At 53.5% G+C, this 16,692-nt stretch carries 15 protein-coding genes; 14 read left to right on the top strand and 1 reads right to left on the bottom strand.

The window, feature by feature from the left end; translation table 11 throughout:
- Window positions 1-49 precede the first annotated feature (49 nt).
- Window positions 50-931 carry an RNA polymerase sigma factor RpoH gene (rpoH, locus tag AC8GE9_RS12485; RefSeq protein ID WP_506677470.1) on the bottom strand — a complete coding sequence of 294 codons (882 nt, stop codon included), beginning with the start codon at window positions 929-931 and terminating at the stop codon, window positions 50-52.
- Between the two features lie 184 nt (window positions 932-1,115).
- Here rpoH and AC8GE9_RS12480 point away from each other — a divergent pair, with 184 nt between their 5' ends.
- The 14 genes from AC8GE9_RS12480 (at window position 1,116) to hisG (ending at window position 16,650) form a co-directional block, all read left to right on the top strand.
- The gene (locus tag AC8GE9_RS12480; protein ID WP_506677469.1) at window positions 1,116-2,060 is read left to right on the top strand and encodes an SdiA-regulated domain-containing protein; all 945 of its coding nucleotides are present in this window, start codon (window positions 1,116-1,118) and stop codon (window positions 2,058-2,060) included.
- Window positions 2,061-2,079: 19 nt separating this feature from the next.
- Window positions 2,080-2,766 carry a transposase gene (locus AC8GE9_RS12475; RefSeq protein WP_506677468.1) on the top strand — a complete coding sequence of 229 codons (687 nt, stop codon included), beginning with the start codon at window positions 2,080-2,082 and terminating at the stop codon, window positions 2,764-2,766.
- A gap of 144 nt (window positions 2,767-2,910) precedes the next feature.
- The gene (locus AC8GE9_RS12470; protein ID WP_506677467.1) at window positions 2,911-7,647 is read left to right on the top strand and encodes a glutamate synthase-related protein; all 4,737 of its coding nucleotides are present in this window, start codon (window positions 2,911-2,913) and stop codon (window positions 7,645-7,647) included.
- Window positions 7,648-7,656: 9 nt separating this feature from the next.
- Entirely contained in the window at window positions 7,657-9,123 is a 1,467-nt protein-coding gene (locus AC8GE9_RS12465; protein WP_506677466.1) for a glutamate synthase subunit beta, read from the top strand.
- A gap of 137 nt (window positions 9,124-9,260) precedes the next feature.
- Complete coding sequence (locus tag AC8GE9_RS12460; RefSeq protein WP_506677465.1) at window positions 9,261-10,094, top strand: ABC transporter ATP-binding protein; 834 nt, start codon at window positions 9,261-9,263, stop codon at window positions 10,092-10,094.
- 2 nt (window positions 10,095-10,096) lie between these two features.
- Window positions 10,097-10,876, top strand: coding sequence for a lipid asymmetry maintenance ABC transporter permease subunit MlaE (gene mlaE / locus AC8GE9_RS12455; protein WP_506677464.1), 780 nt, complete (start codon window positions 10,097-10,099; stop codon window positions 10,874-10,876).
- 13 nt (window positions 10,877-10,889) lie between these two features.
- The gene (gene mlaD / locus AC8GE9_RS12450) at window positions 10,890-11,393 is read left to right on the top strand and encodes an outer membrane lipid asymmetry maintenance protein MlaD (protein ID WP_506677463.1); all 504 of its coding nucleotides are present in this window, start codon (window positions 10,890-10,892) and stop codon (window positions 11,391-11,393) included.
- A 14-nt stretch (window positions 11,394-11,407) separates the two neighbouring features.
- Window positions 11,408-12,193, top strand: a complete 786-nt coding sequence (locus tag AC8GE9_RS12445; RefSeq protein WP_506677462.1) for an MlaA family lipoprotein — start codon at window positions 11,408-11,410, stop codon at window positions 12,191-12,193.
- Window positions 12,194-12,207: 14 nt separating this feature from the next.
- Entirely contained in the window at window positions 12,208-12,834 is a 627-nt protein-coding gene (locus AC8GE9_RS12440; RefSeq protein ID WP_506677461.1) for an MlaC/ttg2D family ABC transporter substrate-binding protein, read from the top strand.
- 5 nt (window positions 12,835-12,839) lie between these two features.
- Window positions 12,840-13,631 carry an ABC transporter ATP-binding protein gene (locus AC8GE9_RS12435; RefSeq protein WP_506677460.1) on the top strand — a complete coding sequence of 264 codons (792 nt, stop codon included), beginning with the start codon at window positions 12,840-12,842 and terminating at the stop codon, window positions 13,629-13,631.
- The gene (locus AC8GE9_RS12430; RefSeq protein ID WP_506677459.1) at window positions 13,628-14,419 is read left to right on the top strand and encodes an ABC transporter permease; all 792 of its coding nucleotides are present in this window, start codon (window positions 13,628-13,630) and stop codon (window positions 14,417-14,419) included. The genes AC8GE9_RS12435 and AC8GE9_RS12430 overlap by 4 nt, the downstream gene beginning before the upstream one ends.
- A 40-nt stretch (window positions 14,420-14,459) precedes the next feature.
- Window positions 14,460-14,702 carry a BolA family protein gene (locus tag AC8GE9_RS12425; RefSeq protein WP_506677458.1) on the top strand — a complete coding sequence of 81 codons (243 nt, stop codon included), beginning with the start codon at window positions 14,460-14,462 and terminating at the stop codon, window positions 14,700-14,702.
- Entirely contained in the window at window positions 14,703-15,959 is a 1,257-nt protein-coding gene (murA, locus tag AC8GE9_RS12420) for a UDP-N-acetylglucosamine 1-carboxyvinyltransferase (RefSeq protein ID WP_506677457.1), read from the top strand.
- Window positions 15,960-15,969: 10 nt separating this feature from the next.
- Window positions 15,970-16,650 carry an ATP phosphoribosyltransferase gene (gene hisG, locus AC8GE9_RS12415; RefSeq protein ID WP_506677456.1) on the top strand — a complete coding sequence of 227 codons (681 nt, stop codon included), beginning with the start codon at window positions 15,970-15,972 and terminating at the stop codon, window positions 16,648-16,650.
- The last annotated feature ends 42 nt before the right edge of the window (window positions 16,651-16,692 follow it).

Genomic DNA, 16,692 nt, shown 5'->3' with positions numbered 1-16,692 from the left:
TGGCCTGCCAACAGAACCCTATGGTAAGTGATGTTGCCGGTTTTTGACTTTAGTTCGTCAAGGCCAAACGCATTTTTTTCATGGCTGCTACTTCGATTTGACGAATGCGCTCGGCCGAAACGCCAAACTCCTCTGCCAACTCGTGCAGCGTAGCGCCACTATCGTCCTGTAACCAGCGCGCCTGAACAATGCGACGCGATCGAGGATCCAGCGCCTCCAAGGCGCGATCCAATCCGGCTCCGCGCATCAGGTCTTCGTCCCTGCGCGCAAGCACCTGTGTCGGATCGTCATGACCCTCATCGGACAAATACGCAATCGGTGCGTACGCATCTTCATCGTCGTCTTGATTTTCAAGTGACATTTCGCGACCTGAGAGGCGAACCTCCATTTCGCGCACGTCTTCAGTACGCACATTTAAATGCGCCGCGATCTCATCGACCTGTTTGGAATCCAGTGTCTGCCCATCAGGACGCATACTGCGCAAATTAAAAAATAACTTTCGTTGCGCCTTCGTGGTGGCGACCTTGACCATCCGCCAGTTGCGCACGATATATTCGTGAATTTCTGCCTTGATCCAATGCACGGCGAAGGAAACGAGCCTGACACCACGTTCCGGGTCGAAGCGCTTGACGGCCTTCATCAGGCCTACGTTGCCTTCTTGGATCAGATCCGCGTGCGGCAAGCCGTAGCCCAGATACTGCCGAGCGACGGACACCACCAAGCGTAAATGGGAGAGCACAAGCTCACGCGCAGCAGCGATGTCCTGATCGTCACGAAGCCTTCGGGCAAGACCACTCTCCTGCTCCGGCGTCAGCACAGGCAGGCGATTGACTGTTGAAATATAGGCCTCAATCGTTCCAAGCGAGCCTGGGTTCGAAATGGCCATTGCGAGTTGACTAGGTTGCAAGGTTAAAGCTGCCGTATTTGTCATGAAGAAAGACTCCTTTTTGAGGCGTCATCCAATGCTTAATTTTAGCACTCGAACGCCCTGAGTGCCAATATGACGGATTTCGGCAACGAAAGTTCCTTAATACCCTTCAGAGTGTTAATCTGAGAGCGTATTTCAGACGCCCTTTTTTAGTCTGAGGCGGTTTTGTTTGTCCCTGGATTCGGGTATGTCCGACTTAGTCAAGTTTCTTTCCAAAATATTGCTTGCCTGCCTACTGATCATCGCTGTGGGCTGGGCGACTTATATCGGCGTGCGCTATTACCACGCTGAGCAAGTGGCTTATCGTTGGATTTCCGGTTTGGCAGCCAAGCAAGCCGAGTGGGAAAAGAAAATTACAGCTCAAGGTGGAAACACCCTCACGGGTTTCGCGCCGCCTGACCAACCCCGCCCTGTTCAAGGACTAGAGGGCAAGTTTGCGGGACTGACCTACGACCCTTTACAAAAGCGGCTTTGGGGTGTGGTCAATCGACCTACGGCCATCGTCGCGCTCTCTACTGACGGTCAACTTTTAGCGACCTACCCCGTCAAAGGGATGTCTGACATCAATGGCATTGCCTGGATGGGCGGTAACCGCGTGGCACTGGTCAACGGCAAGCGCAACCGTGTCGTGTTGACCGAGATTCCTTCGTCGCCACAATCCCTCGATGTTACTCGCGCTTTTTCTCTACTTTTGCGCTTTGGCGAGGGCGAGGATGCCAATCAAGGTTTTAATGGTTTAGGCTACGATCTCAAGCGCGATCGTCTTTATATTTCCAAAGAACACAGCCCGCGTACCCTTTATCGCGTCAGTGGACTCAATTACTTGCAGGCGCCCGACTCACGCGGCTTGCGCATCGAAAACATTAGCTTCTGGCTAGACGAGGTTCCTTTTGCGACAGACCTTTCCTCTGTCGAAGCCGACCCGACCAACGGACGTGTTTTTTTGCTAAGCGAAGAATCGCAAATGATCGTCCAGCTTGATGGAGACTCCGGTGAGGGAAGAGGCATGCTTTCGCTTTCCCCAAAAGGCGCAAAACCAATGCCACGACCAGAGGGTATCGCTACGGATGATGCCGGCAATCTGTATATCGTGAGCGAGCCTAATCTTTTTTATAGGTTAAAAAAGCCCTAGTTTCGGGCTTTTTCTCACCATGGCCCGACAGCCCCGTCTTTATGCTGCGGGTTACGCCCAGCTGGTTTCGATCCAGTTTTCTGATTCTGCGCAACAACTCGATCAGACTCTCCTTGATCAGCGCTACAAAAACATGACGGCCTGGTTGGCTGAGGCGGCCCCCCTTTGCAATGCTTCGATTCATGGTTGGTCAATCACGCCTCGCGTCCTGTACCTTCTCGCAACACCCACCGACGATAAAAGTTTGCCTTCCCTGGTTCAGGCCCTCGGTCGCAAGCTCGCTGCACAACTCAAACTCGGCGGCGTGTTTTCAGGTCGCTATCACGCGACCATTCCCCAACCAGGCTTGTGGGTCCTGCCCGCTCTCATTTGGCTTGAGCGACAGCCTGTTCGCGAAAACCTGGTTGAAGATGCGGAATCATGGCCTTGGTCTTCTGCTCGCGTCCATACGGGCACTGTCTCACAAGCAATATCGTGGTTACAGCCCCATCCTGATTACTGGCTATGTGGCAACACGCCTTTTGACCGGCAAGCCAATTACCGGTTGCGCCTTTTCGAAGGTTTACCTCCCGTCGCGGACAAACGCATTTCCTTTTGCTTGAACGGACAATGGGCGCTTGGGGACGAGTCCTTTATCGCTGAATTACAAAAAATCGCCACGCGGCGCGTGAACCCCGGCAACCGAGGCCGACCAAAAAAGAGTTGATCCGTCCCCATTTATTTTTGAGATACTTTTTGTTCCTTAATAAATGGGGACGCACCCTAATTTATTCTCTTGCACAGGACGATATTCGCGGGTATTGTTTTGCTCTTGCGCTGCAACATCGCAGACCAGTCCCTGGAGCACGATATGTCGACTTTCCCTCTTAGTTTTCATCCTTCAACTGCCACTAAGGCCTCCTCTAGGCCGACGGTAGGCCTCCCAAAAGCCCAGGGGCTCTATAATCCAGCACACGAGCATGACGCTTGTGGTGTTGGCTTTGTTGCACATATCAAGGGACAAAAAAGTCACGCCATTATTGAGCAAGGCCTCAAAATCCTTGAAAATCTCGATCACCGCGGTGCCGTTGGCGCCGACAAGCTCATGGGAGATGGTGCAGGAATTCTGATTCAGATTCCCGATGCTTTCTATCGTCAAGATTTGGCCAAACAAGGGATTATGCTTCCCGCGCCAGGCGAATACGGCGTTGCGATGGTGTTTTTACCCAAAGAAATCGCTTCCCGTCTTGCCTGTGAACAAGAGCTCGAACGCTCTGTGCGGGCCGAAGGCCAGGTTGTCCTCGGCTGGCGCGACGTCCCGGTCGATGCGGAAATGCCCATGTCGCCGGCTGTTCGAGCCTGCGAGCCCGTTATTCGCCAGCTCTTTATCGGCCGCGGCGCTGACGTCATGGTTCCAGATGCGCTAGAACGCAAGCTCTATGTGATTCGCAAGACCGCTAGCCATGCCATTCAAGCCATGGGCTTAGCGCATGGCAAAGAGTATTTCGTGCCTTCCGCCTCGGTACGCACGATCGTCTACAAAGGCCTGCTCTTAGCAGACCAAGTGGGGTGTTACTACCGTGATTTAGCAGATCCCCTCACTGTTTCCGCGGTTGCCCTCGTGCACCAACGCTTTTCCACAAATACGTTTCCTGCTTGGCCACTCGCCCACCCATACCGCATGATCGCCCACAATGGCGAAATCAACACTGTAAAAGGTAACTTCAACTGGCTCCGCGCCCGCGAAGGCATGATGCAATCCGCCGTGTTGGGTGACGATCTCAAAAAACTTTATCCCATCGTTTACGAAGGTCAATCTGACACGGCCACCTTCGACAACTGTCTGGAACTGTTGGTGAATTCGGGTTATTCCCTCGCCCACGCCATGATGATGATGATTCCCGAGGCGTGGGAGCAGCACACCCACATGGATCCAAGCCGCCGTGCGTTCTACGAGTACCACGCAGCAATGATGGAGCCATGGGACGGCCCTGCCGCAGTGGCCTTTACCGACGGTCGCCAAATTGGTGCGACCTTGGATCGTAACGGCCTTCGCCCCGCACGCTATCTCATTACCGATGATGACATGGTCATCATGGCGTCCGAAGCCGGCACCCTGCCCATTCCTGAAAACAAAATCGTCAAAAAGTGGCGCTTGCAACCAGGAAAGATGTTCTTGATTGACCTTGAGCAAGGCCGCATCATCGACGACGCTGAAATCAAGTCTCAACTCGCCAACTCTCGCCCCTACCGCCAGTGGATCGATCGTCTGCGCGTCAAGCTCGAGTCCTTGCCCTCGCCTGCGACTCAACACTTACCTGCCATGACGACAAGCTTGCTTGATCGCCAGCAAGCCTTTGGCTGGACGCAAGAAGACTTCAAATTTATTCTTGAAGTGATGGCTGAAACAGGCGAAGAAGCCATCGGCTCGATGGGCAACGATGCACCACTCGCTGTCTTGTCAAGCCGCGCCAAACCTTTTTACAACTATTTTCGCCAACTCTTTGCGCAGGTGACCAATCCGCCGATTGATCCAATCCGCGAACAAATGGTCATGTCGCTGGTCTCTTTCATCGGACCCAAGCCAAACCTATTAGATATCAACAACGTCAACCCGCCGCTTCGCCTCGAAGTCAATCAGCCCGTTCTCGACGACAAAGAGATGGCTAGGATTCGCGGCATCTCCGAGTTGACGGGTAACAAATTCCGCAGCTTCGAACTCAACATCAGCTATCCCGCCGCTTGGGGTCCGGATGGCATCGAAGCACGTCTCGCGGCACTTTGTGCGCGGGCGGTCGATGCCGTTAAAAGCGGCTATACCGTGCTGATTTTGACTGACCGAAATGTCGATAGCTATCATGTCGCTATTCCGGCATTGCTCGCAACCTCGGCGATCCATCAGCACTTAATCAGAGAAGGCCTTCGCACCAATACGGGTCTCGTCGTTGAAACAGGTTCTGCTCGCGAGGTTCACCACTTCGCTCTGCTTGGCGGCTATGGTGCCGAAGCCATACACCCGTTTCTCGCCATCGAAAGCATTGCTGCCATCAGCAAGGACGCCGAGAAAGCCATCAAAAATTACGTCAAAGCTATCGGCAAGGGCTTGAACAAAGTGATGTCCAAAATGGGCATTTCTACCTACATGTCTTACTGTGGTGCGCAGATTTTCGAAGCCGTTGGCTTGCGCACAGTCCTTGTGAATAAATATTTTTCAGGCACAACCAGCACAATCGAAGGCATCGGTATTTTCGAAGTCGCCGAAGAAGCTCTTCGTACGCATCGCGCGGCCTTTAGTAACGACCCCGTCTTGGCTAATGCGCTTGAAACAGGCGGCGAGTATGCCTTCCGCGTGCGCGGCGAAGAACATATGTGGACGCCTGACTCTATCGCCAAACTACAACACGCGACCCGCGACAACAACTACCGTACCTACAAAGAGTACGCACAACTCATCAATGACCAGAGTCGACGTCATATGACCTTGCGTGGCCTCTTCGAGTTCAAGGTTGATCCAGCACGCGCCATTCCTCTTGAGCAAGTTGAACCCGCAAAAGAAATCGTCAAGCGCTTTGCGACTGGCGCGATGTCTCTTGGTTCGATCTCGACAGAGGCACATTCCGTGTTGGCTGTTGCCATGAATCGTATTGGTGGCAAATCGAATACCGGCGAAGGTGGCGAAGACGAATTACGCTATCGCAACGAGCTTCGCACTGGCAAGAGCGGGATCAAAGCAGGTGCAACGCTGGCAAGCGAACTCGGTGCGGATCGTATTGCTGCCAATGTTCACTTGCAAGAGGGCGACTCCATGCGCTCTAAGATTAAGCAGGTCGCTTCAGGTCGCTTCGGTGTCAGTGCCGAATACCTCTCCAGTGCAGACCAGATCCAAATCAAAATGGCACAGGGTGCCAAGCCCGGCGAAGGCGGTCAGCTACCGGGTCACAAGGTCTCCGAGTACATTGCCAAACTCCGCTGTTCGGTTCCGGGTGTAGGCCTGATCTCGCCCCCGCCTCACCATGACATTTATTCGATCGAGGATTTGGCACAACTCATTCATGATCTCAAAAACGTCAATGCTCGCGCCTCGATTTCTGTCAAACTTGTATCAGAGGTTGGCGTAGGTACTGTTGCTGCCGGTGTTGCAAAAGCCAAAGCCGATCATGTCACGATCTCCGGCCATGATGGTGGAACAGGCGCGTCACCCGTATCATCGATCAAGCACGCGGGCACCCCTTGGGAGCTCGGCCTTGCCGAGACACAACAAACCCTGATGCTCAACCAATTGCGCAGCCGCATTCGCGTGCAAGCCGATGGTCAAATGAAAACAGGTCGCGACGTCGTCATTGGTGCACTGCTTGGTGCGGATGAATTTGGCTTTGCAACTGCGCCTCTAGTTGTTGAGGGTTGCATCATGATGCGTAAATGCCACCTCAATACCTGCCCAGTGGGCGTTGCGACGCAAGACCCCGTTTTGCGCCAAAAATTCCAAGGCAAACCGGAACACGTTGTGAACTACTTCTTCTTTGTTGCCGAAGAAGTGCGTGAAATTATGGCTCAGCTTGGCATCAGCAGCTTTGACGAGTTAGTTGGTCGCGCTGACTTGCTCGACACCCGTTCGGGCATCGAACATTGGAAAGCCAATGGTTTGGATTTCGCACGCGTGTTTTATCAACCCACGACGGACAGCCCGCGCAGACACACCGAAGGCCAAGATCACGGCCTCGATGTCGCGCTCGATCATCAGCTCATTGAGCGCAGCCTGCCGGCGCTTGAGCGCGGTGAAAAAGTCTCCTTTATTGTGCCGGTTCGTAACCGCAACCGTACGATTGGCGCCATGCTGTCTGGCCGAGTTGCTACGCGTTATGGCGATGAAGGCTTGCCCGACGATACGATTCACATTCAGTGCAACGGCACTGCCGGCCAAAGCTTTGGTGCCTTCTTGGCACGCGGTATCACGCTAGACCTTGTTGGCGAAGGCAACGACTACGTCGGCAAGGGCCTATCGGGTGGTCGCATTATTGTTCGTTCACCTAATGACTTTAGAGGCTTTGGTCCAGATCATATTATTGTCGGCAATACCGTTTTATATGGCGCGACCGGGGGCGAGGCCTACTTTAACGGCGTTGGCGGAGAACGCTTCGCTGTTCGCAACTCAGGCGCTGCCGCAGTCGTCGAGGGCACCGGAGACCATGGTTGTGAATACATGACTGGCGGCACTGTTGTCGTACTGGGCGAGACCGGTCGTAACTTTGCTGCAGGAATGTCTGGTGGAGTCGCTTACCTCTGGGATCCTGAGGGCACTTTCGCCGAGCGTTGCAATATGTCAATGGTTGCGCTTGAGCCCGTGCTTTCCACCGCCGCGCAATCGAAGGAGCAGGGCATTGATATTTGGCACAGCATGACTCGCGGCGGCCAGCGCGAGACCGACGAGATGATTTTGAAACGCCTGGTAGAAAATCATTTTCGCTATACCGGCAGTTTCCGTGCGCGCGATCTCGTCAGCAACTGGGACGGTGCCCGCGGGAAATTCATCAAAGTCATGCCTGTCGACTACAAGCGCGCCCTCGGCGAAATGTGGCGCGCCGCCAACCCTCAGCCCAAAGCAGCTTAAGGAATCATCATGGGAAAAATTACTGGATTTCTCGAAGTCAAACGCTTACAAGAGGCTTCCGAGCCGCCCGCGAACCGACTCAAGCATTGGAAAGAATTTGTGTTGCATCTGAGTGACGAGCAAGCCGGAAAACAAGCTGCGCGTTGCATGGACTGCGGCATTCCTTTTTGTAATAGCGGCTGCCCTGTCAATAACATCATTCCCGATTGGAATGATTTGGTCTACCGCCAAAACTGGCGTGGTGCCTTGGATGTTTTGCATTCGACCAACAACTTTCCTGAGTTCACAGGTCGAATTTGTCCCGCGCCTTGCGAAGCCGCCTGCACCCTCAACATCAACGACGATGCCGTTGGTATCAAATCAATTGAGCACGCCATCATCGATAAGGGCTGGGAACAAGGCTGGGTCACCCCACAAATTCCCGCACAGAAAACAGGTAAAAAAGTCGCAGTGATCGGTTCGGGACCCGCAGGTCTTGCCTGTGCTCAACAATTGGCGCGCGTCGGACACGACGTGACCGTTTTCGAAAAGAACGACCGAATCGGCGGCCTGTTGCGCTATGGCATTCCTGACTTCAAACTAGAAAAGCAGCTCATTGATCAGCGCATTGCACAAATGGAAGCTGAAGGCGTGACCTTCAAGGCCTCGCATTACGTGGGTCAAGCTGGCGATGCGCCTGAAAAAGGCCTCACAGTCAAAACACCCGATGCACTCAAAAAAGAATTTGATGCGATCGTGCTGACAGGCGGATGTGAGACGCCACGTGATTTGCCTATCCCTGGCCGTGAGCTTGATGGCGTGATGTATGCCATGGACTTTTTACGTCCCCAAAACAAAGTGGTTGCTGGCGACAAACTGAGCACTCAAGTCCTGGCAAAAGGCAAGCATGTCGTGGTCATCGGTGGTGGTGATACTGGTTCGGACTGTGTGGGCACTAGCAACCGCCACGGCGCCAAATCCGTCACCCAAATTGAGCTGATGCCCCGTCCGCCTGAAAACGAAAACAAAGCGATGACCTGGCCCTATTGGCCCGCTAAGCTGCGCACCTCCTCTTCACACGAAGAGGGCGCTGAGCGCGACTGGGCCATCACTAGCAAATCGCTCGCAGGTAAAAACGGCAAGCTTGAAAAACTCGTCGCCGCGCGGGTCGAATGGATCAAAGACGAAACCACGGGTCAAATGCGCATGCAAGAGGTCAAGGGCTCTGAGTTCGACATTCAAGCCGACCTAGTGTTGTTGGCGATGGGTTTTGTTGCCCCGGTCAATAATGTGCTGACAGCCTTTGGCATTGATCAAGATCCTCGCGGAAACGCACGGGCCAATACAGATGACTATAAAAGCAATGTCGACAAGGTTTTTGCCGCCGGAGATATGCGTCGCGGTCAGTCCCTCGTCGTGTGGGCGATTCGCGAAGGCCGTCAATGCGCGCGCTCTGTCGATGAGTTTCTGATGGGCTCGAGCGAACTTCCGCGCTAAGTTTGTCAAAGGACTTTATCCGGCTGGATAAAGTCCTGCTCATTCAGGCACGATTTAGGACGCAGGGCGCTACAATGACGCATCCGGGCATACCCTTGCCTGCCTTGGCCTGTTAGCCATGACCTAAACGGTTTTCGATGCCCTCGCTTTCCACCGCTCCAGATGACTTAGTGCTACGCCTGTCAGGCGTGGCGCTGGGGTATGGAGATGTCACTATCCTGCGCGACATCTCTCTGGACGTTCGACGAGGGCAAGTCGTCGCCTTGATGGGTGGCTCAGGGTCGGGCAAAACGACGCTGCTCCGCGCCGCAACTGGACAAATCAAAGCACAAGCTGGATGCGTCACCTTGTTTGACCAAGATCTAAGCAAGGTAAATGGCCCAGCGCTACAGGGACTGAGGCAAAAAATGGGCGTGTTGTTTCAACAAGGCGCTCTTTTTACCGACCTCAATGTCTTTGAAAACGTGGCCTTTCCTTTGCGAGAACACGCGAAACTCTCGCCTACCGAGCTTCTCGCTCGCGTTCTCGACACGCTCGAAGCCGTTGGTTTGCGTGCTGCGGCGCATCTACGCGTTTCTGAAATTTCTGGCGGCATGGCGCGACGCGTCGCACTCGCGCGCGCGGTTGTTCTTGAGCCAGAGCTCGTTTTATATGACGAACCTTTTGCCGGACTTGACCCGATCTCTCTGGGCATTACGGCCCGCCTCATCCGCAACCTCTCAGATAGACTAGGCTGTGCTTCTGTAGTGATTACCCACGACATCACAGAGTCATTTGCGATCGCAGACCATGTCTATCTCGTTGGTCAGGGTGTCATTAAGGCACATGGCACTCCCAAAACCCTTGGCACCTCGACTGACCCCTACGTTCAACAGTTCCTCAAAGGCCAGCCCGACGGACCCGTCCCCTTTGACTATCCCAGCACCCCCAAGTTCGAAGCGTGGCTAGTCAACCAAGAGGCCAAGAGATGAGCTTGAGTACCTCTCTGACCTCCATCGGTCGCGGGATACGAACGCGTGTCAGCGGTCTCGGAACGTTTGCGCGTTTTTTCTGGCTACTCCTTCAGCGCAGCGGCATCGTATTTTCACGTCCTCGCTTGGTATCGCAACAAATACACTTTATCGGCAATTACTCCCTGCTGATCATCGCTGTATCCGGGCTCTTTGTTGGCTTCGTCCTTGGGCTGCAGGGCTACTACACTCTGAACCGCTACGGTTCCGAAGAAGCGCTCGGCTTACTCGTAGCACTTTCCCTGACCCGCGAACTAGGACCCGTTGTCACAGCCCTTTTGTTTGCTGGGCGTGCGGGGACCTCGTTGACCGCCGAAATCGGCCTCATGAAGGCAGGCGAGCAACTGGCCGCGATGGAGGTCATGGCAGTCGACCCTGTGCGCCGCGTATTGGCTCCGCGTTTTTGGGGTGGCGTGATCGCCATGCCGATTCTAGCGGCTGTTTTTTCCATGGTGGGCATTCTAGGTGGCTGGGTCGTCGGTGTGCTGATGATCGGCATCGATACAGGTGCGTTCTGGTCCCAGATGCAAAGCGGCGTCGACGTCTGGAAAGACATCATGAATGGCGTGATTAAAAGTATCGTGTTTGGTGTGGCAGTGACCTTGATCGCTCTTTATGAGGGCTGGCAGTGTCGTCCAACCCCCGAAGGAGTCGCACGCGCAACCACCCGTACCGTTGTCGCCGGTTCGCTGGCCGTATTGGGTCTTGATTTTTTGCTGACCGCATTAATGTTCAGCAACTGACTTTGGAATAAAAATGTCTACTGAAAAAACTGACTGGTGGGTAGGACTATTCGTACTGCTTGGTGGTGTCGCTCTCGCGTTTTTAGCTTTGCGAGCCGCAAATTTAAGCAGCTTTTCCTTCTCGCCAAGCTATACCCTCTCGGCCAAGTTCGACAATATCGGCGGGCTCAAGGTCAGAGCACCTGTCAAGAGCGCAGGTGTTGTTGTTGGACGCGTTTCTTCCATCTCCTTGGACACCAAAACTTACCAGGCCGTCGTGCGCATCGATATGGAAAAAGGTTTTCTATTTCCCCTCGACTCATCAGCCAAAATTTTGACCTCCGGCTTGTTGGGTGAGCAATACATCGGCCTCGAGGCGGGAGGCGACGAAACGAACCTTACCGACAATGGCATGATTCAATATACCCAAAGCGCCATTGTTCTTGAGAGCCTGATTAGTCAGTTTCTCTTTAACACTGCAGAAAAGCAAGGAAGCCAGAAAACGCCTCCAAGCGCGTCGGACAAACCCAAAAACTGAACTCGGTTACAACCATGAACACGCTCTCTTTTTCTAAAACTCTACTGATCGGGCTTTTACTTGTTCTGGGAGGCTGTGCGACTCAGCCGGTGACCACTCCTATCGCAGCTGATCCCTGGGAGCGCTCCAATCGTGCGGTATTTCAATTCAACGACACGATTGACAAAGCCATCTTCAAGCCCGTTGCACAAGCGTACGCCTATGTCACCCCGCAGCCCGTGCGAACTTGCATACGCAACATTTACTTAAATCTCGGGGATGTTTGGGCGGGCATGAACAGTTCACTGCAAGGTCGACATATCGATGCCATCAACATGTTTGGTCGTGTCATGCTGAACTCTACATTAGGTTTAGGTGGCTGCCTGGATCTTGCCAGCACGACGGGAGCTAAACGTATCCCCAACGATTTTGGCGTCACCTTGGGCGTATGGGGTATCAGTTCAGGTCCTTACATCGTGTTGCCCTTGATTGGCCCAAGCACTGTACGTGATGGCACAGGCCTCATCGCAGACGCATACGTCAACCAAGTAGGTTGGGGTCACATGATCAGTGATATCTCTGTGCGCAACTCGCTCTATGGACTCGAAATTGTCCAGCGTCGTGAAGCGCTTCTTGACGTCACCGACACCCTTGATCGTACAGCCTTGGATCGTTACAGTTTTATTCGCGATGCCTACTTAAAGCGACGTTCGGTTCAAGTCAACGGCCCCTCGGCCGAAGCTGAAAATCTCCCCAATTACGAAGATGAAGAAGCCGCGCCGGCAGATCGCAAAGCGCTTGGTATTCCATCTAAAAACTAAAGAGACTCCTCCTCATGCTCTCATTCATCGCACGATTTAATCTCTTTTTACTGCTGAGCCTTAGTCTAGTCGCAGGTGTTCATGCACAACAAAAACCCGATCCAATGGCTTCGCCGAACGAGTTCGTTCAACAGGTTGCGGATCAAGTGCTGAACGCACTCAAAGCTGACACCTCCGCGCGCGGCGGGGATGTCAAGCGCATTAATCAAATCGTGGACGAAATGATTTTGCCCTACGTTAACTTTGAAAAAACCACGCGCTTGGCCGCGGGACGCAATTGGCGCGAAGCCTCGCCTGAGCAAAAAAAGGCACTTAGCCTTGCCTTTCGTGGAACCCTCGCTCGAACCTACAGCGGTGCGTTCACACGTGTAAGCGATGACACCAGCATCAAAACGCTGCCGTTTCGTGGCGATGCCAATGCCAATGACGTTGTCGTCAAGGTCCAGGTTCTTCAGCGCGCTAACTCCCAACCCTTTGCGCTTGACTACCGGCTTGAAAAAACACCTCAAGGCTGGAAAATTTACGACATTAATGTCGAAAATGTCTGGTTAATTGAAAATTATCGTAACCAATTCACCCAACAGATTAATCAAAACGGCATTGATGGACTGATTGCCGCGCTTAACCAGCGAGCTCAATAATCACCATGTCCGCCGTATCGCTCCAACACATTTCAAAAATATTCCCTCCTCGTGCCACAGGCTGGGGCGGGCTTTTTAAAAAGCCGCAGGGTCCGGGGTTTCAAGCTCTGAACGACGTCTCGCTTAATATTGAGCACGGTGAAATTTTTGGTTTGCTTGGACCGAATGGCGCAGGCAAAACGACGCTGATTTCGGTTTTAGCCGGGCTCTGTCGCGCCACTTCCGGACAAGCAAGCGTCTGTGGTCACGACGTTGTCACTGACTATCAGGCTGCGCGACGCTCTCTAGGCGTCGTACCTCAAGAGCTCGTTTACGATCCTTTTTTCACGGTCCGTGAAACGTTACGTATTCAGTCTGGTTATTTTGGTTTCCGTAACAACGACGATTGGATAGACGAAATTCTCGCTCACCTCGGCCTCTCGGATAAAGCCGATGAAAATATGCGTGCCCTCTCGGGCGGCATGAAGCGTCGAGTCCTCGTCGCGCAAGCACTTGTGCATCGTCCACCCGTCATCGTGCTTGACGAACCGACTGCGGGTGTGGATGTCGACCTGCGCCGCAGCTTGTGGGAGTTTATTTCCCGACTCAATCGCGAAGGGCATACCATCATGCTCACGACCCACTACCTCGAAGAAGCCGAAGCGCTTTGCGGTCGAATCGCAATGCTCAAACGCGGACGTATCGTTGCGCTCGAATCGACTCAAGCGCTACTCGCACGCACAGGCGGAAGCCTAGAAGAAGCCTTCGTGCACATCATGAATACACCAGACCATCATTCACTAGAGGCGCAAGCATGACACGCGCATTACTCACCGCACGCGCAGGCGCTGGCTCTGGCTTTCCTACCTTATTAGGCAAGGAGCTCCTGCGCTTTTGGAAGGTTGGATTCCAAACAATCGCGGCACCCGTCATTACGGCGCTCTTGTATCTCGTGATTTTCGCCCAGGTTCTGCAAGATCGTATTCAAGTCTACGGAACCGTGCCTTATACCGCTTTTCTCATCCCCGGCCTGATGATGATGAGCATGTTGCAAAACGCCTTTGCCAACCCCTCCTCTTCCTTGATTCAAAGTCGGGTGACGGGTAACTTAGTGTTTGTGCTGCTCCCACCGATTTCGCATCGCGAGTTCTTCAGTGCCTACATGATTGCGGGCATTTTGCGCGGCATCGCTGTTGGCGGCTGCGTATGGTTAGTCTCTTTGTATTTTGTGCCGCTCGGTATCAAGGAGCCTCTTTGGGCCTTTGTCTTCGCCGTGCTGTCATGCGGCATCATGGCTATTCTCGGCCTCATTGCGGGCCTGACCTCTGAAAAATTTGACCAACTCGCGGCATTTCAAAACTTTCTCATCATGCCTGCGACTTTTTTGTCTGGCGTTTTTTACTCGGTCCACACTTTGCCACCATTCTGGCAGCATATTTCTCACTGGAACCCCCTTTTCTATACGATCGACGGCTTTCGCTATGGATTTTTCGGTATCGCAGATGTATCGCCCTGGCAAAGCCTGGCGGTCGTTGGCGGGGTTTTCATTGCACTGACATTTTTTGCCCTACGCCTGCTTAGCACCGGTTACAAACTTAGAACCTGATTTAAATGAATACATACTTAGACCAAGGACAGACCTAAACATGTTGCCCACTCCAGAAGACATCCGCACCTACATTGCTGCTGGGTTGCCTTGCGAACACCTCGAGGTTACAGGTGATGGCTCACACTTCGAAGCCCTGATCGTCAGCACCGCCTTTGCGGGTAAGCGTCCGATTGCGCGCCATCAACTTGTCTACGGCGTCCTCGGTGATCGGATGAAACAAGAAATTCATGCTCTTTCAATGCGTACTTTGACGCCCGAAGAGTTCAACGGAAAGCGCTAAATGGACAAGCTTCGCATTCAAGGCGGGTATGCGCTCAAGGGCGAAATCAATATTTCGGGCGCCAAAAACGCCGCCCTGCCGATTTTATGCGCTGGACTATTGACCGCGGATACCGTCACACTCTCAAACGTTCCAAAGCTTAATGATATTGCGACGACACTCAAGCTCCTAGGGCAATTAGGTGTGCGTTGCGAGAGAGCGAGTGACGATATCGTCAGCATCACTGCCGATCAACTGACGGCACTTGAAGCACCCTATGAACTCGTTAAAACTATGCGCGCTTCGATTCTGGTGCTCGGCCCACTCTTGGCGCGCTTCGGCGAAGCACGTGTCAGTCTGCCTGGCGGCTGTGCGATCGGTCAGCGACCTGTAGACCAACATATTCAGGGTCTTGCCGCGCTAGGTGCGGACATCAAAATCGAACACGGCTTTGTCGTCGCCAAGGCCAAAAAACTCAAGGGTGCAGTCGTACGCACTGACATGGTCACCGTCACAGGCACAGAAAACCTGATGATGGCGGCCGTACTGGCCGACGGCCAAACCATTTTGGAAAATGCCGCGCGTGAACCCGAAGTGGTCGATCTCGCCGAGTTATTGATCAAAATGGGTGCGCGTATCAAGGGACATGGTACAGACAGGATCATCATCGACGGTGTATCAACTTTGCACGGTGCCACCCATGATGTGATCCCGGATCGCATCGAAGCTGGTAGCTTTTTATGTGCTGTAGGTGCGGCAGGCGGTGAGATTGTGCTGCGCCGTGCCGCACCCGAAACAATGGGTGCCACGATATCAAAGCTTCAAGAGGCGGGCCTCACGATTGAGTCAGGCAATGACTGGATCCAAGCTAGCATGCGCAAGCGCCCCAAAGCGGTCGACTTTCGCACTCACGAATACCCTGGCTTTGCGACTGACATGCAAGCGCAACTCATGGCGCTAAACACCATTGCCGAGGGAACCTCGGTGATTGCGGAAACGATTTTTGAAAATCGTTTTATGCACGTACAAGAACTATTACGCTTGGGTGCCAATATTGATATCGATGGGCACACTGCCGTCGTTCGCGGCGTAAATCGCCTTTCCGGTGCAACCGTCATGGCAACCGACCTGAGGGCTTCGGCTAGTTTGGTCATTGCAGGACTTGCCGCCGAGGGCGAAACCTTGGTCGAGCGGATTTATCATCTCGACCGGGGCTACGAACGCATGGAACACAAACTCAGAGCTCTCGGTGCTCATATCGAAAGAATATCCAGCTAAAGGAACCCTCATGAGCATAGACGCACTCGCGCGCCCTCTGACCTTGGCATTGTCCAAGGGACGCATTTTCGAAGAAACCCTGCCTCTTTTAGAGGCAGCCGGCATTACGGTCAGCGAAGATCCAGAAAAATCTCGCAAACTCATCATTGGGACCAGTAATCCGGGATTGCGGCTCATTATTGTTCGCGCCTCTGACGTCCCCACTTATGTTGAATACGGTGCTGCGGACCTTGGAATTGCCGGTAAAGACGTGCTGATTGAACACACGGCTCAGCACCCTGGCGGCCTGTACCAGCCGATTGACCTGAATATCGCCAAATGTCGTCTAGCCGTTGCTGTTCGCAATGGCTTTGACTACGCTGCCGCAGTCAAACAGGGTGCACGCTTACGTGTCGCGACCAAGTATACGGCTGCGGCTCGCGAACACTTCGCTGCCAAGGGCGTTTACGTAGACCTGATCAAGTTATACGGCTCAATGGAGCTCGCGCCTCTCGTAGGCTTGGCCGATGCGATCGTCGATCTGGTATCCACTGGCAATACCTTGAAAGCCAACGACCTGGTCGCCGTTGAGGACATCATGCCCATTTCCTCTAGATTGGTAGTCAACCGTGCGGCCCTTAAAACCCGCCACGCCGAATTACAGCCTCTGCTGGATGCCTTTGAGCGTGCAAGCGCAAGCTCTGTGGCATGATAGAGATCTATTTTTTTGGATGACCCCTTCAAAAAAGGGGCT

It is taken from the genome of Zwartia lucis (assembly GCF_965234455.1).
In the GTDB taxonomy this organism is placed as follows: domain Bacteria; phylum Pseudomonadota; class Gammaproteobacteria; order Burkholderiales; family Burkholderiaceae_B; genus Zwartia; species Zwartia lucis.
Note: the sequence above shows the minus strand (reverse complement) of the source record. Positions and strands in the feature narration are given on the sequence as shown.